This is a genomic window from Streptomyces paromomycinus (genome assembly GCF_003865155.1).
In the GTDB taxonomy this organism is placed as follows: Bacteria; Actinomycetota; Actinomycetes; order Streptomycetales; family Streptomycetaceae; genus Streptomyces; species Streptomyces chrestomyceticus.
On the sequence record NZ_BHZD01000001.1, the window covers coordinates 6,310,967 to 6,336,685 of the forward strand.

18 protein-coding genes are annotated in these 25,719 nt (G+C 71.0%); 9 read left to right on the forward strand and 9 right to left on the reverse strand.

Annotation, left to right across the window (positions count from 1 at the left end):
- Window positions 1–6 precede the first annotated feature (6 nt).
- Window positions 7–1,296, forward strand: coding sequence for a citrate synthase (locus OEIGOIKO_RS27055; protein ID WP_030018929.1), 1,290 nt, complete (start codon window positions 7–9; stop codon window positions 1,294–1,296).
- 509 nt (window positions 1,297–1,805) lie between these two features.
- On the opposite strand, the gene OEIGOIKO_RS27060 is transcribed toward OEIGOIKO_RS27055, so the two are convergent.
- Window positions 1,806–4,130, reverse strand: coding sequence for a heavy metal translocating P-type ATPase (locus tag OEIGOIKO_RS27060; RefSeq protein ID WP_125056177.1), 2,325 nt, complete (start codon window positions 4,128–4,130; stop codon window positions 1,806–1,808).
- 5 nt (window positions 4,131–4,135) lie between these two features.
- On the reverse strand, window positions 4,136–4,432 hold the full coding sequence (locus OEIGOIKO_RS27065) for a heavy-metal-associated domain-containing protein (RefSeq protein ID WP_125056178.1): 297 nt from the start codon (window positions 4,430–4,432) through the stop codon (window positions 4,136–4,138).
- A 573-nt stretch (window positions 4,433–5,005) separates the two neighbouring features.
- Between OEIGOIKO_RS27065 and OEIGOIKO_RS27070 the strand changes: the two genes are divergently transcribed.
- A complete protein-coding gene (locus tag OEIGOIKO_RS27070) occupies window positions 5,006–6,226 on the forward strand; it encodes a cation:proton antiporter (RefSeq protein ID WP_125056179.1) in 1,221 nt (406 codons plus the stop codon).
- A 63-nt stretch (window positions 6,227–6,289) separates the two neighbouring features.
- Here the strand turns inward: OEIGOIKO_RS27070 and OEIGOIKO_RS27075 are convergent, their stop codons facing one another.
- The 6 genes from OEIGOIKO_RS27075 to OEIGOIKO_RS27100 all read right to left on the reverse strand — a co-directional run bounded on the left by OEIGOIKO_RS27075 (window position 6,290) and on the right by OEIGOIKO_RS27100 (window position 13,069).
- Window positions 6,290–7,300 (reverse strand): Gfo/Idh/MocA family protein, encoded by a 1,011-nt coding sequence (locus OEIGOIKO_RS27075; protein WP_125056180.1) that lies wholly within the window; start codon window positions 7,298–7,300, stop codon window positions 6,290–6,292.
- A gap of 213 nt (window positions 7,301–7,513) precedes the next feature.
- A complete protein-coding gene (locus OEIGOIKO_RS27080) occupies window positions 7,514–8,464 on the reverse strand; it encodes a 2-dehydropantoate 2-reductase (protein ID WP_125056181.1) in 951 nt (316 codons plus the stop codon).
- Window positions 8,465–8,541: 77 nt separating this feature from the next.
- Window positions 8,542–8,745: a helix-turn-helix transcriptional regulator gene (locus OEIGOIKO_RS27085; protein WP_125056182.1), complete on the reverse strand. Its 204-nt coding sequence runs from the start codon at window positions 8,743–8,745 to the stop codon at window positions 8,542–8,544.
- 289 nt (window positions 8,746–9,034) lie between these two features.
- Complete coding sequence (locus OEIGOIKO_RS27090; RefSeq protein ID WP_246177555.1) at window positions 9,035–10,576, reverse strand: sugar porter family MFS transporter; 1,542 nt, start codon at window positions 10,574–10,576, stop codon at window positions 9,035–9,037.
- A gap of 516 nt (window positions 10,577–11,092) precedes the next feature.
- Window positions 11,093–12,115 carry a Gfo/Idh/MocA family protein gene (locus OEIGOIKO_RS27095; protein WP_125056183.1) on the reverse strand — a complete coding sequence of 341 codons (1,023 nt, stop codon included), beginning with the start codon at window positions 12,113–12,115 and terminating at the stop codon, window positions 11,093–11,095.
- A gap of 33 nt (window positions 12,116–12,148) precedes the next feature.
- Window positions 12,149–13,069: a sugar phosphate isomerase/epimerase family protein gene (locus OEIGOIKO_RS27100; RefSeq protein ID WP_125056184.1), complete on the reverse strand. Its 921-nt coding sequence runs from the start codon at window positions 13,067–13,069 to the stop codon at window positions 12,149–12,151.
- 256 nt (window positions 13,070–13,325) lie between these two features.
- On the opposite strand from OEIGOIKO_RS27100, the gene iolC reads away from it, so the two are divergent.
- The 6 genes from iolC (at window position 13,326) to OEIGOIKO_RS27130 (ending at window position 21,184) form a co-directional block, all read left to right on the forward strand.
- Window positions 13,326–14,342 carry a 5-dehydro-2-deoxygluconokinase gene (iolC, locus tag OEIGOIKO_RS27105; RefSeq protein ID WP_125056185.1) on the forward strand — a complete coding sequence of 339 codons (1,017 nt, stop codon included), beginning with the start codon at window positions 13,326–13,328 and terminating at the stop codon, window positions 14,340–14,342.
- 391 nt (window positions 14,343–14,733) lie between these two features.
- Window positions 14,734–15,627, forward strand: a complete 894-nt coding sequence (locus tag OEIGOIKO_RS27110; RefSeq protein ID WP_125056186.1) for a Cgl0159 family (beta/alpha)8-fold protein — start codon at window positions 14,734–14,736, stop codon at window positions 15,625–15,627.
- A gap of 140 nt (window positions 15,628–15,767) precedes the next feature.
- Window positions 15,768–16,913 (forward strand): 5-deoxy-glucuronate isomerase, encoded by a 1,146-nt coding sequence (gene iolB / locus OEIGOIKO_RS27115; protein WP_218040008.1) that lies wholly within the window; start codon window positions 15,768–15,770, stop codon window positions 16,911–16,913.
- A complete protein-coding gene (gene iolD, locus OEIGOIKO_RS27120; protein WP_125056187.1) occupies window positions 16,910–18,820 on the forward strand; it encodes a 3D-(3,5/4)-trihydroxycyclohexane-1,2-dione acylhydrolase (decyclizing) in 1,911 nt (636 codons plus the stop codon). The genes iolB and iolD overlap by 4 nt, the downstream gene beginning before the upstream one ends.
- Before the next feature lie 139 nt (window positions 18,821–18,959).
- Window positions 18,960–20,453, forward strand: a complete 1,494-nt coding sequence (locus OEIGOIKO_RS27125) for a CoA-acylating methylmalonate-semialdehyde dehydrogenase (RefSeq protein ID WP_125056188.1) — start codon at window positions 18,960–18,962, stop codon at window positions 20,451–20,453.
- Window positions 20,454–20,704: 251 nt separating this feature from the next.
- Complete coding sequence (locus OEIGOIKO_RS27130; RefSeq protein WP_125056189.1) at window positions 20,705–21,184, forward strand: GNAT family N-acetyltransferase; 480 nt, start codon at window positions 20,705–20,707, stop codon at window positions 21,182–21,184.
- A 27-nt stretch (window positions 21,185–21,211) separates the two neighbouring features.
- Here OEIGOIKO_RS27130 and OEIGOIKO_RS27135 read toward each other — a convergent pair whose 3' ends face one another.
- Complete coding sequence (locus OEIGOIKO_RS27135) at window positions 21,212–22,453, reverse strand: styrene monooxygenase/indole monooxygenase family protein (RefSeq protein WP_125056190.1); 1,242 nt, start codon at window positions 22,451–22,453, stop codon at window positions 21,212–21,214.
- A 210-nt stretch (window positions 22,454–22,663) separates the two neighbouring features.
- Here OEIGOIKO_RS27135 and OEIGOIKO_RS27140 point away from each other — a divergent pair, with 210 nt between their 5' ends.
- Window positions 22,664–25,630 (forward strand): alpha/beta fold hydrolase, encoded by a 2,967-nt coding sequence (locus tag OEIGOIKO_RS27140; RefSeq protein ID WP_125056191.1) that lies wholly within the window; start codon window positions 22,664–22,666, stop codon window positions 25,628–25,630.
- The last annotated feature ends 89 nt before the right edge of the window (window positions 25,631–25,719 follow it).

Below are 25,719 nucleotides of genomic sequence, written 5' to 3' on the forward strand. Positions count from 1 at the left end.
GATGACGTGAGCGACAACTCTGTAGTACTGCGTTACGGGGACGGCGAATACAGCTACCCGGTCGTCGACAGCAGCGTCGGCGACAAGGGCTTCGACATCTCGAAGCTGCGCGCCCAGACCGGTCTGGTGACCCTGGATTCCGGTTACGGCAACACTGCCGCGTACAAATCCGCGATCACCTATCTGGACGGTGAGAACGGGGTTCTTCGGTACCGCGGCTACCCGATCGAGCAGCTCGCAGAGCGCAGCACGTTCGTCGAGACCGCCTACCTGCTGATCAACGGTGAGCTGCCCACCGTCGACCAGCTGGCGACCTTCAAGCAGGACATCACCTACCACACCCTGCTGCACGAGGACGTCAAGCGGTTCTTCGACGGCTTCCCGCGGGACGCCCACCCGATGGCGATGCTGTCCTCCGTGGTCAGCGCGCTGTCGACGTTCTACCAGGACAGCCACAACCCGTTCGACGAGCGGCAGCGCCACATCTCGACGATCCGGCTGCTGGCCAAGCTCCCGACGATCGCTGCGTACGCGTACAAGAAGTCGGTCGGCCACCCGGTGGTCTACCCGCGCAACGACCTCGGCTACGTCGAGAACTTCCTGCGCATGACCTTCTCGGTGCCGGCTGCCGAGTACGACCTCGACCCGGTCGTGGTCAGCGCTCTGGACAAGCTGCTCATCCTGCACGCGGACCACGAGCAGAACTGCTCGACCTCCACCGTGCGCCTGGTCGGCTCCTCGCAGGCGAACCTGTTCGCCTCGATCTCGGCCGGCATCAACGCGCTGTGGGGCCCGCTGCACGGCGGCGCCAACCAGTCGGTGCTGGAGATGCTGGAGGGTATCCAGCGCGACGGCGGTGACGTCGACGCCTTCATCCGCAAGGTGAAGAACAAGGAAGACGGCGTGAAGCTCATGGGCTTCGGGCACCGCGTCTACAAGAACTTCGACCCCCGGGCGAAGATCATCAAGGCGGCGGCGCACGACGTCCTCTCGGCGCTCGGCAAGTCCGACGAGCTGCTGGACATCGCGCTCAAGCTGGAGGAGCACGCGCTCTCCGACGACTACTTCGTCTCGCGCAAGCTCTACCCGAACGTGGACTTCTACACCGGTCTGATCTACCGGGCCATGGGCTTCCCGACCGAGATGTTCACCGTGCTGTTCGCGCTCGGCCGGCTGCCCGGCTGGATCGCCCAGTGGCACGAGATGATCAAGGAGCCGGGTTCCCGCATCGGTCGCCCGCGCCAGATCTACACCGGAGTCGTCGAGCGCGACTTCGTCCCGGTCGAGGAGCGCTGAGCGACTCCGTCCGCCGGGACAGCTGCTGACCGGCCGGCCGCCCGCGTGGCGGCCCGGGCCGGTCCGTCCAGCAGAAAGCGCCCCGCCTCCAGATCCCCCCACGGGTCCGGAGCGCGGGGCGCTTCCCTTGTTCCCCGGGTCGGATTCCCCCCACGGGATCCGTCCGGGCGCTTCAGGGTGGTGCCCGCGATCTGCCGGGACGCGCACGTACGGGAGGGCCGCTCAAAGCTCCCCGGGCACGTCGCCCCGGCCACGCGTTGCCGGGCGAAGTCCCCCAAGACCAGCCTGGCCGTTGCGGTACAGGCCCCGCCGAGGTGCCTGCACCGCACGGTTAGACTCGCGACCCCCCACAATGGTTACGTTCCAAGCGGTGTGATCTGGGTCTCTTGCCATAACTGGGCGAATACGGTCAAGGGCCTCGATCTGCAGATCGAGGCCCTTCCGTATGGGTGTTGTGTCAGTTGTAGGGGAGTTGTGAAGGCGAAAAAAGTCCGCGCCGCGCGCATCCGTCAGCGGAAGTGCCGCAACCGGAGGCTGTTGCTGACCACGAAGATCGACGAGAAAGCCATCGCCGCCCCCGCGATCATCGGATTGAGCAGGCCGGCCGCCGCCAGCGGAACGGCCGCGACGTTGTAGCCGAAGGCCCAGAAGAGATTTCCCCTGATCGTGGCGAGTGTCCGGCGGGCCAGCCGGATGGCGTCCGGCGCGACCCGCAGATCGCCGCGTACGAGGGTCAGGTCCCCCGCCTCGATGGCCGCGTCCGTACCGGTTCCCATCGCCAGGCCCAGATCGGCGGCGGCCAGGGCGGCCGCGTCGTTGACGCCGTCGCCGACCATCGCCACGCTGCGGCCCTCGCCGCGGAGCCGCTCGACCACCGCGACCTTGTCCTCGGGCAGCACCTCCGCGATCACCTCGGCGATGCCGATCTCGGCCGCCACGGCGTCGGCCACCGCCTGGTTGTCCCCCGTCAGCAGTACCGGCGACAACCCCAGCCCGCGCAGTCGGCGCACCGCCTCGGCGCTGCCCTCCTTGACGGTGTCGGCAACGGACAGCAGGCCGCGTGGCTGTCCGTCCCAGGCGACGAGTACGGCCGTCCGTCCCACGGCCTCGGAGGCGTCCCTGGCGGCACTCAGCGCCTCCGGAAGGGCACCGGACGCCGTCCCGCCGTCCGCGTCCTCGCGCAGCAGCCGCTCGCGCCCGACGAGGACGCGATGGTTTTCCACCACGCCGCGTACCCCGAGGCCCGCCACGTTCTCGAAGTGTTCCGGCTCCGGGAGTGCACCCAGGCGTTCACGCGCCCCCTCGGCGACAGCGCGCGCGATCGGATGTTCAGAGGAGTGTTCCAGCGCCCCGGCCAGGCGCAGCAGCTCGTCCTTCATGACGCCCGGCGCCGGCACGGCCTCGTACAGGCTCATCCGTCCCGTGGTCACCGTGCCCGTCTTGTCCAGCACGACGGTGTCGATGCGGCGGGTGGACTCCAGAACCTCGGGCCCCTTGATGAGGATGCCGAGCTGGGCGCCTCGGCCCGTGCCGACCATCAGGGCGGTGGGTGTCGCGAGGCCGAGAGCGCAGGGGCAGGCGATGATCAGTACGGCGACGGCCGCCATGAACGACGCGGTCGCGTCACCGGTCGCCAACAGCCACCCGGCCAGAGTGCCGAGCGCCACCAGCAGCACGACAGGGACGAAGACAGCGGAGACACGGTCGGCGAGCCGCTGCACCTCGGCCTTGCCGCTCTGCGCGTCCTCGACCAGGGCCGCCATACGCGCCAGTCGCGTGTCACCGCCGACCCGGGTGGCTTCGACCACCAGTCGGCCGCTGGTGTTCACCGTCGCACCCGTCACGCTGTCACCAGGGGTCACATCGTCGGGCACCGATTCGCCGGTCAGCATCGAAGCGTCCACGGCGGAAGAGCCCTCCACGACCGTGCCGTCCGTGGCGACCTTCTCTCCGGGGCGTACGACGAACCGGTCACCGACGGCCAGCTGCTCCACCGGGACGCGCACCTCGCGCCCGTCCCGCAGCGCCACCACGTCCTTCGCGCCGAGTTCCATCAGCGCACGCAGCGCAGCGCCCGCCTTCCGCTTGGAACGCGCTTCCAGATAGCGGCCGAGCAGCAGAAACGCCGTCACTCCGGCCGCGGCCTCCAGGTAGATGGCCGAGGAGCCCTCCGTGCGGGCCGCTGTGAAGTCGAATCCGTGCCGCATGCCGGGCATCCCCGCGTCGCCGAAGAACAGCGCCCATACGGACCAGCCGAAGGCGGCGAGCGTCCCGAGGGACACCAGGGTGTCCATCGTGGCGGCCCCGTGCCGCAGGTTCGTCCAGGCGGCCCGGTGGAAGGGGTACGCACCCCAGGCCACGACGGGCGCGGCCAGCGTCAGGCACAGCCACTGCCAGTTCTCGAACTGGAGCGGGGGAAGCATCGACAGCAGGACGACGGGAACGGCCAGCGCGGCGGAGACGATGAGCCGCTGGCGCAGCCCGGCCAGTTCCCGGTCGTGAGAGCGCTTGTAAGAGTCGGAGCCGTCCTCCGTGGTGGACCGGGCGGCGGCGCCTCGGCCGGAAGCGCCGGCCGGGGAGGGCTCCGGCGGATTCGCGGGTGTGGCGGGCGCGGGCCGCTGCGCGGTGTAGCCCGTCTTCTCGACTGTCGCGATCAGGTCGTCGACCGAGACTTCGTCGCCGTACTCGACCCGCGCCTTTTCGGTGGCGAAGTTGACGGTGGCGCTCACGCCCGGCATCCGGTTGAGCTTCTTCTCCACGCGAGCCGCGCACGAGGCGCAGGTCATGCCGCCGATGGCGAGCTCGACCCGCGCCTGCGCGGACGTACCGGTCATGGGGCTCAGGCCGCCAGACCCTCGAGTTCGTAGCCGGCCTCGTCGACCGCCGCGCGCACGGCCGCCTCGTCGAGCGGCGCCTTGGAGGCGACGGTCACCAGGCCGGTGGCGGCGGACGCCTGCACCGAGTGGACGCCCGGGATCTCGGAGATCTCGGCGGAGACGGCGCCCTCGCAGTGACCGCAGGTCATGCCGCTCACCTTGTAAGTGGTGGTGACATCGCCCACCTGGACGTCGGTGGCCCCGGAGTTGCAGGAGCCCTCGGGGGAGCAGCAGGAACCGCTGGTCTGTTCGGCAGTCATGGGTTTCTCCTTGGTGCGTGTGGTCGCCGTGCTCGAAGTTTTCACTGACATGCACGAGTGGCGCGGGAATTACGGAGTCCCGGGAGCCCCCGGTGTTTCCCGGCGACCACAACTCTATACCCCTGGGGGGTATGAATGCCAGGCGTGTATCCGGACTGAGGGGGCGAGGGGGAGGGGGCGGCGCGATCTTCGGTGACCTGCCGAGGTGCCTGGTTGCGTGGCGCTCCGGCGGTCCCGTACGGTCCGGGATGCTCCGCGGGTGCGACAGGCGGGTGCTCCTGGAGTGGGTTCTGGGTGGACTTCCTGCGGATGGGTGCTGCGGCGTGTCGCTCGTTGCGCCGTCCGGGGGCGGTAGCGGAGAAAAGGGGAGCGAGGCGTCGGCGTGTCCCGGTATTCGCCGCATTCGCCGTATCTGACGAACCCGTCGTGTCGGCCGCGTTTGCTGCGTTCGCTGTGTCTGCGTGTGCGCGGCGGTGCGCGGGCCGGCGCGTTGACCGGCGAGCCGGAAGAGGTGCTCGGTCGGTCGGCCTGCGGGGCGAGGCCCTTCTGCCCGTTGTGGTAGAAAAGCGGCTTATGTCGCAGTCCGCAACGCTCGTATTGATCATGGCGATCGCCGTGGCCGCTCCGCTCCTCGCATACGGCCTCGGCCGCTGGCTGCCCGTACCCCTGGTCATCTTCGAGATCGTGCTGGGCATCCTGATCGGCCCGGACGTTCTGGGCTGGGCGCACCCCGGCGAGGTCGTCAACGCCCTCTCCGACCTCGGGCTGGCCACCCTGATGTTCATCGCCGGATACGAGATCGAGTTCGCCAAGGTCCGCGGCGACACCCTCAAGCGCGCCGGGTACGCATGGCTCGTCGCGCTCGTGCTCGGCCTGGCCGTCGCGCTCGGGTTCGCCGTCGGCGACTTCTCCAAGGCGATCGTGGTCGGTACCGCGCTCACCAGTACGGCGCTCGGTACCGTCCTGCCCGTACTGCGCGACTCCGGCGACCTGGGGACCCGCTTCGGATCGGTGATGATGGCCACCGGCGCGGTCGGCGAATTCGGACCGATCATCGCGATGGCGCTGCTGCTCAGCGGGCGTGACCCCGGCGAATCGACCATCCTGCTCTTCGCCTTCGCCCTGCTGACCGCCGGTGCCGTCTACTGGGCCCTGAAGCCCAGCCCCCTGTGGTTCTACCGGATCATCGCCCGCACGCTGCACAGCAGCGGCCAGTTCGCCATCCGGCTGTTCGTCCTGCTGCTGGCCGTGATGCTCGGCATTTCGCAGGTGTTCGGACTCGACGTCCTGCTGGGCGCGTTCGCAGCCGGGATCATCATGCGGCTCGTCCTGCACGAGGCCGCGCCGGACAGCAGCCAGGAAATTCTCGGGCGGCTGGAGGCGATGGGCTTCGGCTTCCTGGTGCCGCTGTTCTTCATCGTCACCGGCATCGAATTCGACCTGTCGTCCCTCTTCGAGAACGGACGCTCACTCCTGCTGCTCCCTCTTTTCCTCGTACTGCTGCTCGTCGTACGCGGTCTGCCGCTCGTCCTGCTCGCGCCGCGCGACCTGGGCCGCAAGGACCGTGCCGCGCTGATGCTGTACGGGTCGACGGCGCTGCCCCTGGTGGTCGCGATCACCACGATCGGCCAGGACAGCGGTGTACTCGACGCCGGTGAGGCGGCGGCCATGGTGGGGGCGGCGATGATCTCCGTGCTGGTCTTCCCGCTGGTGGCCATGCGGCTGCGCGCGGGCGCGGAAGGGCTGGCGCCGATCCCGGAAGGGCCGCGGAAGGGAGCGTCGGAGTCCTGGTGAGCGGGAGGCCGTTCAGTCCGTGCTTTCCGAGAGGCGCGCGGCAGCAGGTCCGCATGTACCCGCCTATTTTGCGGCGGTGCGCACGTCTGAGACTCTCACCGGTTCGCCCGTGCGGCGGGAGCGGTCGCACGCTTCGGCGACGTACAGCGCTTCCAGCGCCTCGGCAGGCGAACACGGGCTTTCCGTGCGGCCGGCGGCCACGTCCACGAAGGTGCCCAACTCGGTGATGTACGCGTCGCGGAAGCGTTCCATGAATGTCGTGTACGGGGCGGACTGCCGCCAGGAGACATGCGGTTCGGCGCTCGGCAGCGGAGCCCGGTCGTCGAGCCCGACGATGCGCGCGCCCTTGGAGCCGCACACTTCCAAGCGGACGTCGTGGCCCGCGCCGTTGTAACGGGTTGCGGTGACCGTGGCCAGCATGTCGTCGTCGAAACGCAGCAGGGCGGCGCAGGTGTCCACGTCGTCGCCGTCGGTGAAGCAGGGGTCGCCGCGATTGGCGCCTTGCGCGTACACGGAGACGATCTCGCGGCCGGTGAGCCAGCGCAGGATGTCGAAGTCGTGGATGCTGCAGTCGCGAAAGAGCCCGCCGGAAGAGGGGATGAACGCCGCGGGCGGCGGCGCCTGGTCGCTGGTGCAGGCGCGCAGTGTGTGGATCCAGCCGAGTTCGCCGGACCGCAGAGCCTCGCGGGCGGCCCGGTAGCCGCGGTCGAAACGCCGCTGGAAACCGATCTGTACGGGTACGGTGCCGGCGTTGGAACGTTTGACTACGTCAAGTGTGCCCGCGACATCCAGTGCCACCGGCTTCTCGCAGAAGACCGGCACCTCGGCGTCGAGGGCCTGGTGAATCAGTTCGGCGTGCGCGCTCGTCGCGGCGGTGATCACCACGCCGTCCAGGCCGTCCGCGTACATCCGGGGGAGAGATTCGGCTGCCTCGGTACCGAGGGTGTCCGCGAGCACATGTGCGCGGGCCGTGTCGGCATCGGCGACGACGATGCGGTCCACGCCGGGGGCGGACCTCAGGGTCTCGGCGTGGAACGCTCCGATGCGTCCGGTGCCGATCAGGCCGATCTTCATGTGCCTGCTCCTGTCGTCGGGGTGGACGGCGGTCGATTGAGGGATCGTTTCTTCGCGGCGCTCGGGGGGCTCCGTGAGTGAGCCGCGGGACCTGAGGCATGGGTCATCTGGGCGCACCGAAGCCTCGCCGCAGCGTGCATGTAATGACATACTGATGTCAACCCCTGGCGATAGGCGTGCGGGTGCTCAGGCGGCTGAGTGGCGAGGCGGTTCTTACGGCTTCGCGTGACGTTCGCCGGCGTTCTTCCCGGCGGTGGTGATTTCACGGTCGACTGCGCGCAGAAGAGTGAGCAGCATCCCGTTGAGCGGAGTGCGGATGCCGTGGCGTTCCCCGGCGCGTACCACCGCGCCCGTGATGTGTTCATGCTCCAAGGGGCGGCCGGCCAGGCGGTCGTAGAGCATCGACGAGCCGCCGTCCGGCGGGACCATGCCGTACATCATCAGTACGCGGTCGATGTCGGCGTCGTGCACGTCCGCGCCCTCGGCCCGCGCGACCGCGGCCGCTTCGCTCAGGATGTCCCGGGCGAGGGCGGCCATGCCGGGGTCGGTGAAGATGCCCATGCGCTGCTGGAGAAGGGCGGTGAGCGGGTTGGCCGCGAGGTTGGCGAGGAGCTTCTGCCAGGAGACCGTCGTGAAGTCCGGGACGGGTACGACTTTGAGGCGGCCGGCGGTCAGCAGGCCGGCGAGGCGGGTGGCCAACGCCCCTTCGGGCACGTGGATTTCGTTGCCCGCGTAGTGCCTGACCCGGCCGGGAGCGGTGCATTCGACCGATGCGTATACGACCGCGGGCAGGATGTCCGTACCGTCGGGGGTGTGCGGGGCCACGCGTTCGGTGTGGTTGATGCCGTTCTGGAGTACGGCGACGACCGTGCCGGAGCGGCAGAGCCGGCGCAGCCAGCCGGCGGCGCCGGCGGTGTCCTGGGCCTTGGTGGCCAGGAAGACCCAGTCCGCGGGCTCGGCCGTCTGCGGATCGACGGCGAAGCGTACGGGGGCGTCGATGACTTCGCCGTCGGTTTCGAGGGCGAGCCGGTCCACCGGTGTGCGCAGGCACAGAGTGACATCGTGCCCGGTCAGGTGGGTCAGTGCTGCCACGAATCCGCCGATCGCGCCGCCACCGATCACAGCGATGCGAACAGGCTCGGCCGGTACGGGAGTGGGCGGCATGCGCCGAGCGTAACGCCGCCGCGGGCGGGTTGCGGAGGCCCCGCGCGATGATTACGCGGGGCCTGGGGAGGGCGATGTCAGCCCTTTTCGCGGCGCCCGCCGTGTCCGGGGCGCTGGGCGACCCAGGTGCGGATGGTGTCGGCGAACCAGTACGGTCTGCCGCCTTCCACGAGGTCCGGTGGCGGGAGTAGCCCGTGTTTCCGGTAGGACCGCACGGTGTCGGGTTGGACTCGGATGTGTGCGGCGATCTCCTTGTACGACCAGAGTCTGCGGTCGGTCATCTGTCTCGCACCTCCCTCAGCCGCGCGCAGCGACGGCCCGGGGGAGCCGGCGAAAGAACTGCGCGCGGTTTGGTGATCACTCAGCCTGTGCCCGGTGAACGACACCAGGTGAGCAGGGGCGAGGGCCTGTTGATCGGCTGTGACGGAAGACCTGCGTAATGGTGACAGCTGTGACGAACGGGGCATCGCTGTCATGGGCCGGAGAAGGGGTGGGGCGAGGGACAGGAAGTCGGAGGCGGAGAGGGGGGAGAGGTGGGGGAGAGGTGGAGAGGTGGGGCGCTGCTGATCCTCATTTCTCCGTGCCGTTGCTCATCTCCTTGCCCCCGCCCCCGCGACTCGACCTGCGCAGTTCGTGCTCCAGGTCCTCCAGGGCCATGCCCTTGGTCTCCGGGGCGTACCGCTTGCAGAAGAGCAGGGACAGTACACACATCAGGCCGAAGAGCCAGAAGGTGGTGCTCGCGCCCGCCGCGTCGAGGAGTACGGGGAACACCAGCGCCACCGTGAAGTTGGCCAGCCACATCACGAACACCGCCGCGCCCATGGCCAGTCCGCGCACCGTGAGCGGAAACATTTCAGCGAGCAGGAGCCAGACACCGGTGTTCAAGGTCGCCTGCATGAAGCCCATGTAGAGAACCATGAGGCCGAGGACGAGGAAGCTGACCCCGGTGGACTTCGGGAGGTGGAAGGAAGCCCCCAGCAGGACCAGTGAGACGGTCATACCTGAAAGGCCGGTGAGCAGCATCGGTCGTCGTCCGACCTTGTCGATCAGCGACATGCCGATCGTGGTGGCGACGACGGAGACGGCGCCGACCGCGATGGTGGCCGTGATCGCGGCGTTGGTGCCCAGACCCGTGGTTTCCAGGATCTTCGGCGCGAAGTAGATGACCGCGTTGACGCCGGTGATCTGCTGGACGATCGCCAGCCCGACGCCGATGAGCAGGATGCGCCGTACCCACGGCGTACGCAGCTCCTGCCAGGCGCCGCGCCGCGCGTCGGCCTCCAGCGCACGGGCCTGGCCGATGCGGGCCAGTTCCCCGTCGGCCTCCTCGGCGGGCAGGGTGCGCCGCAGGACTTTCGCGGCCTGCTCGGTACGTCCCTTGCTGATGTACCAGCGGGGCGTGTCCGGCAGGAAGAACAGCCCGATGAACAGGGCGACGGCCGGTAGCGCCGCCAGGCCCAGCATCCAGCGCCACGCTTCCCACCGGGCGAGCGCCGCGTTGATCAGGTACGCCAGCAGCTGCCCGCTGACGATCATGAGGGAGTTGAAGGAGACCAGCCGGCCGCGGATGTGCGGCGGTGCGATCTCCGAGAGGTACAGCGGTGTGATCACCGAGGCGCTGCCCACCGCGAGACCGAGTGCGAAGCGCGCCACGACCATGAAGGGAACGGTGGGGGCGAGCGCCACGGCCACGGCACCGCCGATGAACACCGCGCCCGCCCACAGCAGCGCGGCACGCCGCCCCAGCTGGTCCGCCATACGCCCGCCGGCCAGCGACCCGAACGCCGCACCGATCAGCAGTGCGCTGGTGATGATGCCTTCACCGAGTGAGGTGAGGCCGAAGTGTGTCTCCATGAAGGGGAGCGCGCCGGAGACGACGCCGGTGTCGTAACCGAAGAGGGCGCCGCCGAGAGCGGCGATGGCAGCGATACCGATGATGAAGCGCTTGGCGTTGCGAAGGGTGGGAGAGGGGAGGGATGTGTGGGAGGGGAGTGATGAGTGAGAGGTATGAGGTTCGGAGGGTGTGTTGGGTGCGGGAGTTGTGGACGATGCGGAGGGGGGAGAGGGCGTGGGGGGTGTGGGGGGCGTGGGATGACGGCTGGGTGCGGCCATGGGCAGCGGCTCCAGTTCTTCTTCTTGACGTAGACCTTTCGGCCGGTGATGCGGGCCGCGTCGCTGTTCGGGGAGGTCGGTACGTGCGCTGTGACGTGGGACGGCGGCACGCGGAGCGTGCGGTGGGTGGCGAGACGGCCGGGACGTGAAGGGGCGTGCGGGTGGGGCGTGTGTGGGGCGCGAACTGCGGTGTCCGGCGCCGATCAAGCCGTAACACGAAGTGATGCGTCGGCCGTGACACGAAGCGATGCGCCGGCCGTGACGCGAGGCGATGCGCAGATCGTGAAGCGAAGCGCCGCTCCGGTCGTGACGCGAAGTGATGTGCGGGCCGCTACGCGAAGTGATGTGCAGGCCGCGACGCGAAATGATGCGTCGGCCGTGACGCGAGCCGATGCGCCAGCCGCGGCGCGAAATGATGCGCCGCGGCGACAGACGGCGCGCCGGCCGCGGCAAGACGCGACGGCGCGCCGCTGTGCCGAGAACGGCGACACGGGCGGGGCAGAATCCGACCGTGACTCAGCGATACAGCGCGGGCCGCTCGCCCAGCTCGACCTCGACGCGTTCGCCGGTGGCCTGGGCGCGTACGCCCGCTGCGCACACCGCGGCCGCCGCGTAGCCGTCCCAGCAGCTCGGGCCCTCGACCGCGCCGCGCCGCGTGGTGTTCACCCAGCGCTGCACCTGCCGGTCGTATGCCTCCTCGAAGCGTTCCACGAAGCCCGGGGTGATCGAGCCGCCCCATTTGCCGGCCGCGTTGACGAACACGCCGTGGTCGTCGCCGATCCGCGCCGTGCCGCCTTCGCAGACCGCCTCGCAGCTGACCTGGTAGCCGAAGCCGCAATTGACGAACAGTTCGGTGTCGACGAGCTGCCCGGCGGCGGTCTCGAAGAGGATGAGCTGCGGGTCGCTGAGGCCGTCGGGCGCGCTGCCGAGGGGCGTCGGGCGGAGTACGCGGACGGCGGTGATCTCCTCGTCCAGCAGCCAGCGCGTCACGTCGATCTCGTGGACGGCCGAGTCGTGGATCATCATGGCGTTGGTGAAGCCGGGCGGTGTGCCGGCGTTGCGGTGCTTGTTGTGCAGCATCAGGGGACGGCCGTACGCGCCCTGGTCGAGCAGCGACTTGAGTTTGAGGTAGTCGGCGTCGTACCGGCGCATGAAGCCGACCTGTACCCGCCGGTGGCCCAGCCGCTGTTCGGCCTCCAGGACGCGCAGCGCGGAGGCCGGGTCCGGGGTGAGCGGCTTCTCGCACAGCACCGGCAGGTCACGCGCGAACGCGGCGAGCAGCGCGTCCTCGTGGGCCGCACCAGGCGAGGCGATCAGTACGGCGTCGACGTCCGGGTCCGCCATGGCGGCCGCCGGTTCGGTGTAGGGCGTGCAGCCCTCGACGGCGTCGGCGACGCGCTTCACCCGGTCCGCGTCGATGTCGACGACCGCCGCCACCCGTGCCCCGCTGATGACATCGCTGATACGGCGTACGTGGTCGGCGCCCATGCGGCCGGTGCCGATGACGGCCACGCCCAGCGTTCCGTGCTGCTGGCTCATCTCGTGGTACTCCTCGCTCCGTACGGACGGGACTCAGGCGCCGCAGGAGCGCAGGAAGCGGCGGGTGCGCTGCGCGATGGGCAGGGGCTGGTCGGCGGGACAGGGGTACATGTCCTGTTCGACGATGGCGAAGAGGTCGACGTCCAGGTCCTGGGCGGCCTCCAGGACGGGCGGCAGCGCCGGGACGCCCAGCGGCGGTTCGCACATCACGCCCTGCCGGACCGCGGGCCCGAAGGGCGTGCCCTTCGCGACGACGTCCGCGAGGATCTCCGGGTCGACCTGCTTGAGGTGGAGGTAGCCGATCCGCTCGCCGTAGGTCTTGATGAGCTTGACGTTGTCGCCGCCGCAGTACGCGTAGTGCCCGGTGTCCAGGCACAGGCTGACCAGGGAGGAGTCGGTTCCGTCGAGGAAGCGTTCGACGTGTTCCTCGGTGTCGATGTGGGTGTCGGCGTGCGGGTGCACGACGATGTCCAGGCCGAACTCCTCCCGTACGCGCCTGCCCAGCCGTTCCATGCCGCTGTTCAGGTGGTGCCACTGCTCGGTGGTCAGTTCGCGCGGCTCCAGTTCTTCCGCGGTCTTGTCGTCGCGCCAGAAGGACGGGATGACCACCAGGTGCCGGGCGTCCATCGCCCGGGTGAGGGTGGCGACTTCGCTGACGTGTTCCCAGGTCTTGTCCCATACGTCCGGGCCGTGGTGCAGCGAGGTGAAGATCGTGCCGGCGGACACCTTCAAGTCGCGCCGGGCGAGTTCCGCGTGGAGGACGGCGGGGTCGGTGGGCAGGTAGCCGTAAGGGCCGAGTTCGATCCATTCGTATCGGGCCTCGGCGACCTCGTCGAGAAATCGCTGCCACGGGACCTGCTGCTCGTCGTCGGGGAACCAGACGCCCCACGAGTCGGGGGCCGATCCGATGCGCAGACGGTCCAGAACGCGCGGGACGGCAGGGGGAACGGACATGCTGCGGCTCTCCTCTCGCCGGTCGCCGGTGACCGGGAGGCGCGGGGCTGGGTTGTGGGGCACAGCCTCCATCCCGGTTCGGGGAGTGTCAAGACTTCGTCATGACATACGGACTTAAGGACTTTGTGCCAGGCGGTACGGCAGAACGGCGCCACCTACCCGCCTCCGGTCGACGTCAGAATGTAAGGACAAAGTATTGACAGGGTCTCGGGCGCCCGGTTAGACCTGTGCTCAGCGACGAACCGGAGGGGCGCACATGACCGAGCCGCGGCAGACCGCAGAGACCGGCCCGTACGACCTGATCACCATGGGCCGCACCGGAGTGGACCTTTACCCGTTGCAGACGGGGGTCCCGCTTCCCCAGGTCGAGACGTTCGGAAAGTTCCTCGGCGGTTCGGCCACCAACGTCGCGGTCGCCGCCGCCCGTCTGGGGCGGCGTACGGCGGTCATCAGCCGCACCGGCCGTGACCCCTTCGGCGAATACGTCCACCAGGCGCTCCGCGAATTCGGCGTGGACGACCGCTGGGTGACACCTGTCGCGGAGCACCCGACGCCCGTCACCTTCTGCGAGATCTTCCCGCCGGACGACTTCCCGCTCTACTTCTACCGCCGCCCCAAGGCGCCCGACCTGGTCATCCATCCCGAAGAGCTGGACCGGGACGCCGTACGGGCCGCCCGCATCTTCTGGATGACCGGCACCGGCTTGTGCGAGGAGCCGAGCCGTACGGCCACCCTCGCCGCACTGGAAGCGCGCGCCAAGGCGGGGACCACCGTCTTCGACCTGGACTGGCGGCCGATGTTCTGGGGCGGTGAGGGGGGTGCGTCCGGCGCCGGCGGAGTCGCCGGCACGGAGGCGATGAGCCGGGCGCGCCCGTACTACGAGGCCGCGCTCGCCCACGCGACGGTCGCGGTCGGCAACGTCGACGAGGCCGAGGTCGCCACCGGTGTCCGCGAACCGAAGCGATGCGCGCAGGTGTTGCTGGACATGGGCGTCGAACTGGCCGTCGTTAAACAGGGGCCCAAGGGCGTGCTGGCCGTGCACCGCGACGGCCGTACCGCCGAGGTGCCGCCCACGCCCGTCGAAGTCGTCAACGGCCTGGGAGCCGGTGACTCCTTCGGGGGAGCGTTGTGTCACGGGCTGCTGTCCGGGTGGGAGCTGGAGCCGATGATGCGGTACGCCAACGCCGCCGGGGCGATCGTCGCGTCCCGGCTGGCTTGTTCGTCCGCCATGCCGACGTGTGCCGAGGTGGAGGAGTTCCTCGGCGCTCGGTGAGCGCTGCGGGCGGTCGTCGAGCGGTCGGCCGCTTTGATCCGGCCGGCCCCGGCCCCGGCCCGCTCCCGGTGTCACCGGACCCCGCCCCGCAGAAGGCCCGGCCGAAGGCCCCGAGGCCGGACCGAAGGCCCCGAGGCTGGACCGAAGGCCCCGAGGCCGGACCGAAGGCCCCGAGGCCGGACCGAAGGCCCCGAGTCCGGACCGAAGACCCGAGTCCGGACCGAAGACCCGAGTCCGGACCGAAGACCCGAGTCCGGACCGAAGGCCCGGGGCCGTCCCGAAGGTCCGACCGGACGCCCCGAGTTCCGACCAGACAAAGCCTCGACCAGACACCCCCCCCCCGCCCGGTGGCCCCCGTACGAACCCGTCCCACCAGAAGGTGAGAACCGCCTTGACCACTCGGATCTGCGACATCGTGACGCTGCGGGCCCGGAACCCGAAAGCCGTCGCCCAGGCCGCGGCGCGCCGGACCCGCCGCCCCCTGATCGGCGACAGCGGCCGGTTGATGATCGTCGCGGCCGATCACCCGGCGCGGGGCGCACTAGCCGTCGGCGACCGCAAGCTGGCCATGGCCAACCGCCTCGACCTCCTGGAGCGCCTGTGCCTCGCACTGTCCCGCCCCGGTGTGGACGGTGTGCTCGCCACCGCCGACATCCTGGAGGACCTGCTCCTGCTCGGCGCCCTCGAAGGCAAGGTCGTGATGGGCTCCATGAACCGCGGCGGCATCGCCGGGGCCTCCTTCGAGATGGACGACCGGTTCACCGGCCACCGCCCGCAGGACATCGCCCGGCTCCGGTTCGACGCCGGCAAGCTGCTGCTGCGCATCGACTACGGCGACCCCGGCTCGCTGGCCACTCTGGAGTCCTCGGCCCGCGCCATAGACGCCATGGCCGAACGGGAGTTGCCCACCTTCGTCGAACCGTTTCTCTCCCGGCGGGTGGACGGAATCGTCCGCAACGACCTGAGCGCGGAGGCTGTGACGAAGGCCGTCGCCATCGCCTCCGGCCTGGGCGGCACCTCCGCGTACACATGGCTGAAGCTGCCGGTCACCGACGACCCGGACGACATGGCGCAGGTCTGCGAGACATCGACGCTCCCGACGGTGCTGCTCGGTGGCGACATCAAGGACAGTGCCGGGGGCCAGGAAGCGGCGTACGAGAAGTGGCGCAAGGCGCTGCGCCTGCCGAGCGTGCAGGGGCTGGTGGCGGGCCGTTCGCTGCTCTACCCGGCGGACGGGGACGTGACGGCGGCGGTGGACACCGCCGTTTCCCTGCTTCACGGATGACCGCGACCCAGCGATGACCGCGACCCAGCGATGACCGTGTGCCCGCGATGACCGTGGCGGGTGATGACCGCGACCCAGCGATGACCGTGGTCCGGCAGCGACCGCGGTAACTGTCAGTGGTGAGGAGGAGACTTGCAGCCATGACGACCGAGCTGCGCAACACCGAGTTTCACATCAGGGCTCGCGACGGGGCCGGGGCCGAGGAGCACGGGCCGTACGAGCTGGACATCGACCCGGGCCGGACGGCTGACGGGGATGCGGCCCCGCGGTACGCGTCTCTGCGCCACGCGTCCCTGCGCATCCTCCGGCTGCCGCCCGGCGGGAGCCACACGTTCGCCACCGGCGACAGCGAGTGGATCGTGCTGCCCCTGAACGGCGGCTGTACGGTCGCGGTCGGCGGCGACAGCGACACGCCTTTCGAACTGTCCGGCCGTAAGGACGTGTTCAGCGGGGTCACCGACTTCGCGTACGTACCGCGGGACGCCGAGGTGCGGATCAGCAGTGCCGCCGGCGGCCGGTTCGCGCTGACCGGCGCCCGCTGCTCGCGCCGCCTGCCCGCGCGTCACGGTCCCGCGAGCGGCGTGCCCGTGGAGCTGCGCGGTACGGGCAACTGCTCGCGTCAGGTCAACAATTTCGGCGCGGCCGGTGTCTTCGCGTGCGACAAGCTCATCGCCGTGGAGGTGCTCACGCCCGGCGGCAACTGGTCCTCGTACCCGCCCCACAAGCACGACGAGTGCCGGCCGGGGGAGGAGAGCGAGCTGGAGGAGATCTACTACTTCGAGATCGCTCCAGCCCACGGCTCCGCGGGACTCGGCTATCAGCGCGTCACCCCTTCCGGCGCTTCTTCCCGGACCGGGCGCGGTACGGACGTACTCGCCGAGGTCCGCAGCGGCGACGCCGTGCTGATCCCCGACGGCTGGCACGGCCCGTCCATCGCCGCACCCGGGCACACCATGTACTACCTCAACGTCATGGCGGGCCCGGGGGAGGAGCGCGCCTGGCTGATCTGCGACCACCCGGACCACGGCTGGATCCGCGACACTTGGCCCGACCAGCCCGTCGACCCCCGCCTGCCGCTGTACGAAGCCCCGGACGCCGACCTCCGTCCGTCCCTGAACGAGACCGTCGAAGCAGGCCCCCGTCCGTCCCTGTACGAAGCCCCGGACGCCGACCCCCGTCGGTCCCCGAACGAGGCCGTCGAAGCAAGCCCCCGCCCGCCCCTGCACGACGCCCCGGACGCCCGCCCGGAAGCCCACCCCGAGGACCCCGAGGGAGACGCACGATGACCACTCGACGCCTGACGGTGGCGCAGGCCCTGGTCACCTTTCTGGCCCACCAGTACACGGAGCGGGACGCCCCCGCGGCCCCCGGTGGCCAGGCCGGCGCGCCCACCAGGCACCGCCTGATCAGCGCCTGCTGGGGCATTTTCGGACACGGCAACGTGGCCGGGGTGGGCCAGGCCCTCCTGGAGGCCGGCCCGGAGCACATGCCCTACCTCCAGGGCCGCAACGAGCAGGCCATGGTGCACGCCGCGGTCGGCTACGCCCGCCAGCGCGACCGCCTCTCCGCGCACGCCGTCACGACCTCCATCGGCCCCGGCGCCACCAACCTCGTCACCGGCGCGGCCCTCGCCACGGTCAACCGCCTCCCGGTGCTTCTGCTGCCCGGCGACATCTTCGCCGCCCGCCCCGCCGATCCCGTCCTCCAGCAGCTCGAAGTCCCGTACGCGGGCGATGTGTCCGTCAACGACGCCCTGCGCCCGGTCTCTCGTTACTTCGACCGCGTCACCCGCCCCGAAGCGCTGATCCCGGCCGCCCTCCAGGCGATGCGGGTGCTCGCCGACCCCGTGGAGACCGGCGCCGTCACGCTCGCGCTGCCGCAGGACGTGCAGGCCGAGGCGTACGACTGGCCCGAGGAGTTCTTCGCCGACCGGGTGTGGCGGGTGCCCCGGCCCGCGCCCGACGCCGCCGCGCTGGCCGAAGCCGTACGGGCAATCCGCGCCGCCGAACGGCCGCTGATCATCGCGGGCGGCGGCGTCCACCACAGCGAGGCCGAGGACGCCCTGCGCGCCCTCGCCGACGCCACCGGCATCCCCGTCGCCTCCACCCAGGCCGGCAAGGGCTCCCTGCGCCACGACCACCCGGCCGACGTGGGCGGCATCGGCCACACCGGCACCGCCACGGCGGACGCGCTGGCCGCCCGCGCCGATCTCGTCCTCGGCGTCGGCACCCGCTACACGGACTTCACCACCGCCTCCGCCACCCTCTTCGCCGCCCCCGGTGTCCGCTTCGTCAATCTGAACGTCGCGTCCTTCGACGCCCACAAGCTCGCCGCGACCTCCGTCGTCGCCGACGCCCGCGCCGGCCTCGAAGCGCTCACCGAGGCCCTGTCCGGACACCGCGTCGCGCCGGCGTACGAGGAGGAGTACGGCGCGGCCAAGGCCCGCTGGGAATCCCTCGTCGACGCCGCTTACGCCGCGCCCGACGACTCCGCGCGCCCCTCCCAGACCCAGGTGCTCGGCGCGCTGGACGCCACCGTCGGCGACCTGGACGTGATCATCAACGCGGCCGGTTCACTCCCCGGCGACCTGCACAAACTGTGGCGGGCCCGCTCCCGCCGCCAGTACCACCTGGAGTACGGCTACTCCTGCATGGGCTACGAGATCCCCGCCGCCGTCGGGGTGCGGCTGGCCGCGCCCGACCGGCCCGTGTGGGCGCTGGTCGGCGACGGTACGTATCTGATGATGCCCACCGAGATCGTCACCGCGGTCCAGGAAGGCATCAACATCAACATCGTGCTCGTCCAGAACCACGGGTACGCCTCCATCGGCGGCCTGTCCGAGCAGACCGGCGGCGAGCGCTTCGGCACCGCGTACCGCTACCGCGCCGCCGACGCCTCCTACACGGGCGACCCGCTGCCCGTGGACCTCGCCGCCAACGCCGCCTCCCTGGGGATGCACGTCATCCGCGCCGCGACCGTCGGTGACCTGCGCGCCGCGCTCGCCGCGGCCCGCGCCGACGAGCGCCCCACATGTGTCTATGTCGAGACCGCAACGGCCGACACTGTGCCGGGCGCGCCCGCGGCCCAAGCCTGGTGGGATGTACCTGTGGCCGAGATCGCGACGCGTCCGGCGGCGGTCGAGGCCCGTAAGGACTACGACCGGCACGTCACCGGGCGCCGCCGCCATCTTTGAACCACGCTCCCCGCAGACCTGAACAGACCTCCCCGAACCACCGACTGCCCCCGCCGCCGACCGCCCATCGGTCGACCACCGCTCCCGACCGCCCCCGTCACGGCACCCGCTCCCCGCCGTCACCCAGAAAGGCTCCCGCATGAAGACCGTCAACCACTGGATCGGCGGCAAGCCCGCCGAGGGCGTGTCCGGCTCGTTCGGCCCGGTCTACAACCCCGCGACCGGCGCCCAGGAGAAGCAGGTCGCCTTCGCCTCCGTGGACGAGGTGGACGCGGCCGTCGCCGCCGCCAAGGAGGCGTTCCGCACCTGGGGCACCAGCTCGCTGGCCAAGCGCACGGCCGTGCTGTTCGCCTACCGGGAGCTGATCGACGCGCACCGCGAGGAGCTGGCCGCGCTGATCACCGCCGAGCACGGCAAGGTGCACAGCGACGCGCTGGGCGAGGTCGCCCGCGGTCTGGAGATCGTCGAACTGGCCTGCGGCATCCCGCAGCAGCTCAAGGGCGAGCTGTCCACCCAGGTCTCCACCCGCGTGGACGTGGCCGCGATCCGTCAGTCCCTCGGCGTCGTCGCCGGCATCACGCCGTTCAACTTCCCGGCGATGGTGCCGATGTGGATGTTCCCGCTCGCCGTCGCCTGCGGCAACACCTTCGTCCTCAAGCCCAGCGAGAAGGTGCCGTCCGCGGCCCTCAAGCTGGCCGAGCTGGCCGCCGAGGCGGGCCTGCCGGACGGCGTGCTGAACGTCGTCAACGGCGACAAGGCCGCGGTGGACCGCATCCTTGAGCACCCGGACATCGCCGCCGTCTCCTTCGTCGGCTCCACCCCCGTCGCCCGCTACATCCACACCACGGGTACGGCCAACGGCAAGCGCGTCCAGGCCCTCGGCGGCGCCAAGAACCACATGCTGGTCCTGCCGGACGCCGACCTGGACCTCGCCGCGGACTCCGCGATCAACGCCGCGTACGGTTCGGCCGGCGAGCGCTGCATGGCGGTCTCCGTCGTGGTGGCCGTCGGGGACACTGCCGACCCGCTGATCGAGAAGATCAAGGAGCGGGCCGCCGCGCTGACCATCGGCCCCGGTGACGACCCGGCCTCCGAGATGGGCCCGCTCATCACCAAGGCGCACCGCGACAAGGTCGCCTCGTACGTCTCCGGTGCCGCGGCCCAGGGCGCGGACGTCGTCGTCGACGGTACGGACTTCACGGTCGCCGGCCACGAGAGCGGCCACTGGATCGGCGTCTCGCTGCTCGACCACGTCACGCCCGAGATGGACGCGTACCGCGACGAGATCTTCGGCCCGGTGCTGTCCGTCGTCCGGGTGGACACCTACGACGCGGCGATCTCGCTGATGAACTCCTCGCCGTGGGGCAACGGCACCGCCATCTTCACCCGGGACGGCGGCGCGGCCCGCCGCTTCCAGCTGGAGGTCGAGGCCGGCATGGTCGGCGTCAACGTGCCGATCCCGGTGCCGGTCGGTTACCACTCCTTCGGCGGCTGGAAGGACTCCCTCTTCGGCGACCACCACATCTACGGCAACGACGGCGTGCACTTCTACACCCGCGGCAAGGTCGTCACCACCCGCTGGCCGGACCCGTCCGACGGCGGCATCAACCTGGGCTTCCCCAGCAACCACTGACATCGGCGGACACCCGCGGGCGGCGCGTGGCGCGGGCGGCGCGTGACAGGTCCGCGGGCGCGCCCGACGCGGACGGCCGGGGCGCCAGGGGCCGGAAGGGCCCGTGGCGTCCCGCCGTTCCCCGCTGTCGCGGAAAACCCGCCGTAATACCGGGGAACCGTTCTGGCCGGATGACGCATGATGCTGCGTATGAATGACGAACAACAGCCCACAGGAGCCGTGGAGATGCAGCGTGCCGCGGCAGGTGCTCCATGACGAGGGCCCCGGTGATCCGCCACGCGGTCCGTACGGATCTGGCGGACGTGGTCGCGCTGGCCGCGGAACACGCAGCGTACGAACGGTCCGTGCCGCCCGCCCCCGACCTGGTGGACCGGCTCGCGGACGCGCTCTTCGGGCCGCGGCCGCAGTGGCTGCGCTGCCTGGTCGCCGAACTGTCCGGCGGCGAACTCGCCGGGTACGCCACCTGCTCGACGGCCTTCGACACCTGGCAGGGCCGCGAGTACCTGAACCTGGACTGCCTCTACCTGCGCGCCGAGCACCGCGGGCTCGGGCTGGGCGCGCTGCTGGTCGAGGCGGTCATCGGCGAGGGCAAGGCGCTGGGCGTCGCGGAGATGCAGTGGAACACGCCCGACTGGAACGCGGGAGCGATCCGCTTCTACGACCGGTTCGGCGCCACCCGCAAGGACAAGAAACGTTTCACGCTGGCGCTGGAGACGGGCGGCAGAAGCTGAGAGCGGGGGCCGGCGGGCTGCCGGCTCTCACCGCTTGGTGCCCGCCGTGGTGCTGGCCAGGTAGGTCTCGGCGAGCGCCGCCGTCATCAGCCAGTCGTGGTAGTCCGCCGGGTCGGCGTACCCGTTGACGAAACGGTGCGCCACGGCGGGGTGTTCGGCGGCGGCCACCAGCAGGCGCTGCACATGCTGCGGCAGCGGCTCCAGCATCAGGTTCGTGAACTCCGTGACCTGCTGGGCGTGCTGCCAGAACGCGGCGAAGGCCGACCGCATCCACTCCGGGTCGAAGGGCGCGTCGCCGCGCTCCACAATCATGTCCAGGTAGACGGCCGCACCGCGGGCCGCGGTGTTCGAGCCCTGGCCGGTGATCGGGTCGTTGGTGACGACCGCGTCCGCCATGCCCAGCACGTACGTGTCCGGCGCGACCTCGGCCACCGGATGCCGGACGACGGGGGTGACCGCGCCGTACAGCGTCGCGCCCGCGTCCGTGGGCACGGCGTCCTTGCACAGTTCGTACTCCCCGGGCGTATACGTACGCAGCAGCCCCAGCGCGCGGGACACACAGCTGTCCGGCGACGGCTGGTCGTGCCAGCAGTCGAACGGTCCGCCCGGCAGCGCCTCGAACAGCATGATGCCGCAGGGCCCGCCCGTCGTGAGCGCCGGCAGCACGAAGACCTCGCCGGCCCCGGCCACCGCGTTGATCCGCGTCTGCGGCTCCGGTTCGCCGGCCGGTGCCGCGATGCCGCGCACGTACACGCAGGCCAGCGTGCGCTGCGGCCGGTCGAAGGGGCAGTACAGCGGATTGCGGGCGAAGATCCGGGTGAGGTCGCCGCGCCCGGAGGCGACGATCGTCAGGTCGTGTTCGGCGGCGAGCGCGGGCAGCAGGGCGGGGGTGACGGAGCCGTACCGGACCCGGCCGCCCCTGGCCTCGTACAGACCGAGCCAGCCGGCCGTCTTCACCCGCTGGTCGACGGAGTGCGGCGGCTCGTCGAACTGCCCGGTGAAGGTCAGCGCGGACTTCCCGGGCGGGTCCCACACCGTCACGCGCAGCGTGCTCGCGCCGGGCGCGGACGCGTCCCAGAGATTGAGCCCGGCGGCGCGCTCCAGGCGCCGCGCCGGACCGAACATGAGCTGTGTCGACATCACCCGCCCGGCGCGCACTTCCTGCGCCGTACGGTCGGTGACCAGCGTGACGTCGTAGTCCGCGGCGAGGAGAGCCAGGGCGAGATGCAGCCCCGCCTGCCCAGCGCCGACGATGGCGATCCTGCGCATTGCCGCCTCCCCTGGGCCGACCCGGCCCGCCCCACATCGTCTTTTGTAGCGGCGGGGTTGTGCGGTGTACAGAGGGCCACGGGGCGCACGGGCGCGTGGCGCGTACTACGGGCGCGGTACGTGCGGCGGCGGCCGTACTGCCGGAGGAGGTGTACGGGTTCGCCCCGGCGGCTCGGTGGCCCGCGGCGGAACGTCCTTAGGATTCACCGTATGACTTTCCGACTCCGCGGACGACGGCTGTACGCGACGGCGGCCGTGCTGGCCGTACTCGCCGGCTCAGGCACGTGGGCTGCCGTGGCCGCGGACGACCCGCCCGCCGTGCACCGGGAGGACCGGACGTTCGCCATGCCCGAGAGCGCCGGGGGCGCCGACGGCAGCAGTGGCGGGGAGGCCGGCGAAGGGGCCGGCGGGGGCGAGACGGGCGGTTCCGGGGAGGGCAAGGTCCGTATCGACGCGTCCTTCTTCACCGCGGGCGGTACCGGCCGCCGTCCCGCCGTCCTCCTCGGGCACGGCTTCGGCGGCAGCAAGGAGTCGGTGCGCGGCCAGGCCGAACAGCTCGCGCGGGACGGGTACGCCGTGCTGACCTGGTCGGCGCGCGGTTTCGGCAAGTCCACCGGGAAGATCGGGCTGAACGACCCGGACCGGGAGGTGGCCGACGTCCGCCGGCTGATCGACTGGCTGGCGAAGCGTCCCGAGGTACGGCTCGACGGCGCGGGCGACCCACGGGTCGGCGTGGCCGGAGGCTCGTACGGAGGAGCGATCGCGCTGCTGGCGGCCGGCTACGACAAGCGCGTCGACGCGATCGCCCCGCAGATCACGTACTGGAACCTGGCCGACGCGCTCTTTCCCAACGGCGTCTTCAAGAAGCTGTGGGCCGGAATGTTCTTCTCGACGGGGTCGGTCGGTGCGGCCGAGGGGAGTGAGGGGGCTGCGGCGGCCGGGACGACAGGGGGCTCGGGAGGTGGCAGCGGCGCTGGTGCCGGTAGCGATTCCGGTGCCGGTAGCGATGCGGGTACCGGTGCCGGCTCAGGTCGCGGTGCCGGATCGGGCGCCGGTGGCAGTGGGAAGTCCGCCGCGCAGACCGCGCCCCCTCCCCAGAACAGCACCGACGGATGCGGCCGGTTCGAGCGGCAGTTGTGCGAGATGTACGAACGGGTCGCCGTCTCCGGCAAGCCCGACGCCGCCGCCCGCGAACTCCTCGAAGCGCGCAGCCCCTCCGCCGTCGCGGACCGGATCAAGGTTCCGACGCTCCTCATGCAGGGCAGAACCGATTCGCTGTTCCCGCTCGGCCAGGCCGACGCGACGTACAAGGCGCTCCGCAAGAACGGCGCCCCCGTCTCCGTCGACTGGCTCGCCGGCGGACACGACGGCGGCGACCGCGAGACCGGCCGTCTCGCCGACCGTACGAAGGCATGGTTCGACCGCTACCTCAAGGACGAGAGGGACGAGGCAAACACGGACACCGGGCCGGCGTTCCGCGTCAGCCGCGGCGGGGCCGTGGACTCCACCAACGGCGCCGCCCGGCTGCGCGGCGCGAGCGGTGACCGCTACCCCGGCCTGGACAACGATCCGCGGCCGGTCCGCCTGACCGGCCGCGAACAGCGGTTCGCCAATCCGGCCGGGGCGAGCCCGCCGTCCATCTCCACGGTGCCCGGCGTCGGCGCGCTCAACAGCCTCTCCAGTGTCGGCGCCGGTCTCTCCCTCGACTCCCCGGGCCAGTACGCCCGTTTCGAGTCGCAGCCGCTCCGCGACCCGCTGCGCGTCACCGGCGCGCCGACCGCCCGCGTACGCATCGGTTCCACCAGCGACGACGCGGTGCTCTTCGCCAAGGTCTACGACATCGGACCGAACGGCAGCAGCCGGCCGGTGCTGCCCGCCGGGCTCGCCGAGCCGTACCGCATCACCGGCGCCAAGGCCGGCAAGAGCGTCGAACTGCGGATGCCCGCCATCGACCACGAGTTCGCGGCCGGTCACCGGCTGCGCCTGGTGCTCTCCTCGACGGACCTCGCGTACGCCTCGCCCGCCGAGCCCGCCACGTACACCGCCTCGCTCCAAGGCGGAAGCGGCGAAGGCGGAAGCGGCGAAGGCGGCGGCGTCCTGAAGGTGCCGACCGCGCCCGCCGTCAAGAGCGCGGCGGCCCCGCTGCCCGCATGGACCTGGGCGCTGCCCGCCGCGGGCGCGGTCGTCGCCGTACTGCTCCTGCTCGTCGGGCGGCGACGGGCCGCGGCCGGCGCACCCGACCCGGACCTGGCGGACGTACCGCTGCAGATCACCGGCCTGAGCAAGCGGTACGCCAAGTCCGCCGACCGCTACGCCGTACGGGACCTCTCCTTCCGCGTCGAGAAGGGCCAGGTGCTCGGGCTGCTCGGGCCGAACGGCGCGGGCAAGACCACCACCTTGCGGATGCTCATGGGACTGATCGGGCCGGACGCCGGGGAGATCCGGGTCTTCGGGCACGCGATCCGGCCCGGCGCGCCGGTGCTGTCGCGGGTCGGCGCGTTCGTCGAGGGCGCCGGTTTCCTGCCGCATCTGTCCGGGCGCGCCAATCTGGACCTGTACTGGCAGGCCACCGGGCGCCCGGCCGAGGACGCGCACATCGACGAGGCACTGGAGATCGCCGGGCTCGGCGACGCGTTGCAGCGCGCGGTGCGCACGTACTCCCAGGGGATGCGGCAGCGCCTGGCCATCGCCCAGGCCATGCTGGGCCTTCCGGATCTGCTCATCCTGGACGAACCGACCAACGGGCTCGACCCGCCGCAGATCCGCGAGATGCGGGACGTGATGATCCGCTACGCGGCCGGCGGCCGCACCGTGATCGTCTCCAGTCACTTGCTGGCCGAGGTCGAACAGACCTGTACGCATCTGGTCGTCATGGACCGTGGCCAACTCGTCCAGGCGGGGCCGGTAGCCGACATCGTCGGTACCGGCGACACCCTGCTCGTCGGAGTGGAGGGCGGCGAACCGCTGTCCGACGTCCTCCTGGAGAAGGTGGCCGCGCTGCCCGGGATCGCGGCGGCCGTCCGGGCCGACGAGGGGATGCTCGTCACGCTCGACGGCACGACGAGCACCTCGCGCCTGCTGCCCGAACTGCTCCGGCTGGAGATTCCGGTGGCCCGCGTCGGCCCCCACCGGCGCCTGGAAGACGCCTTCCTCACCATGATCGGAGGTGACCGGTGACCCCCGTCACCGAGCCCGGCAACGACGGGCACCCCGCGCGCTCCGGTGGAACCGCGCCTTCCGGCGGGCCCGCGCTCGCCGATGAGCCC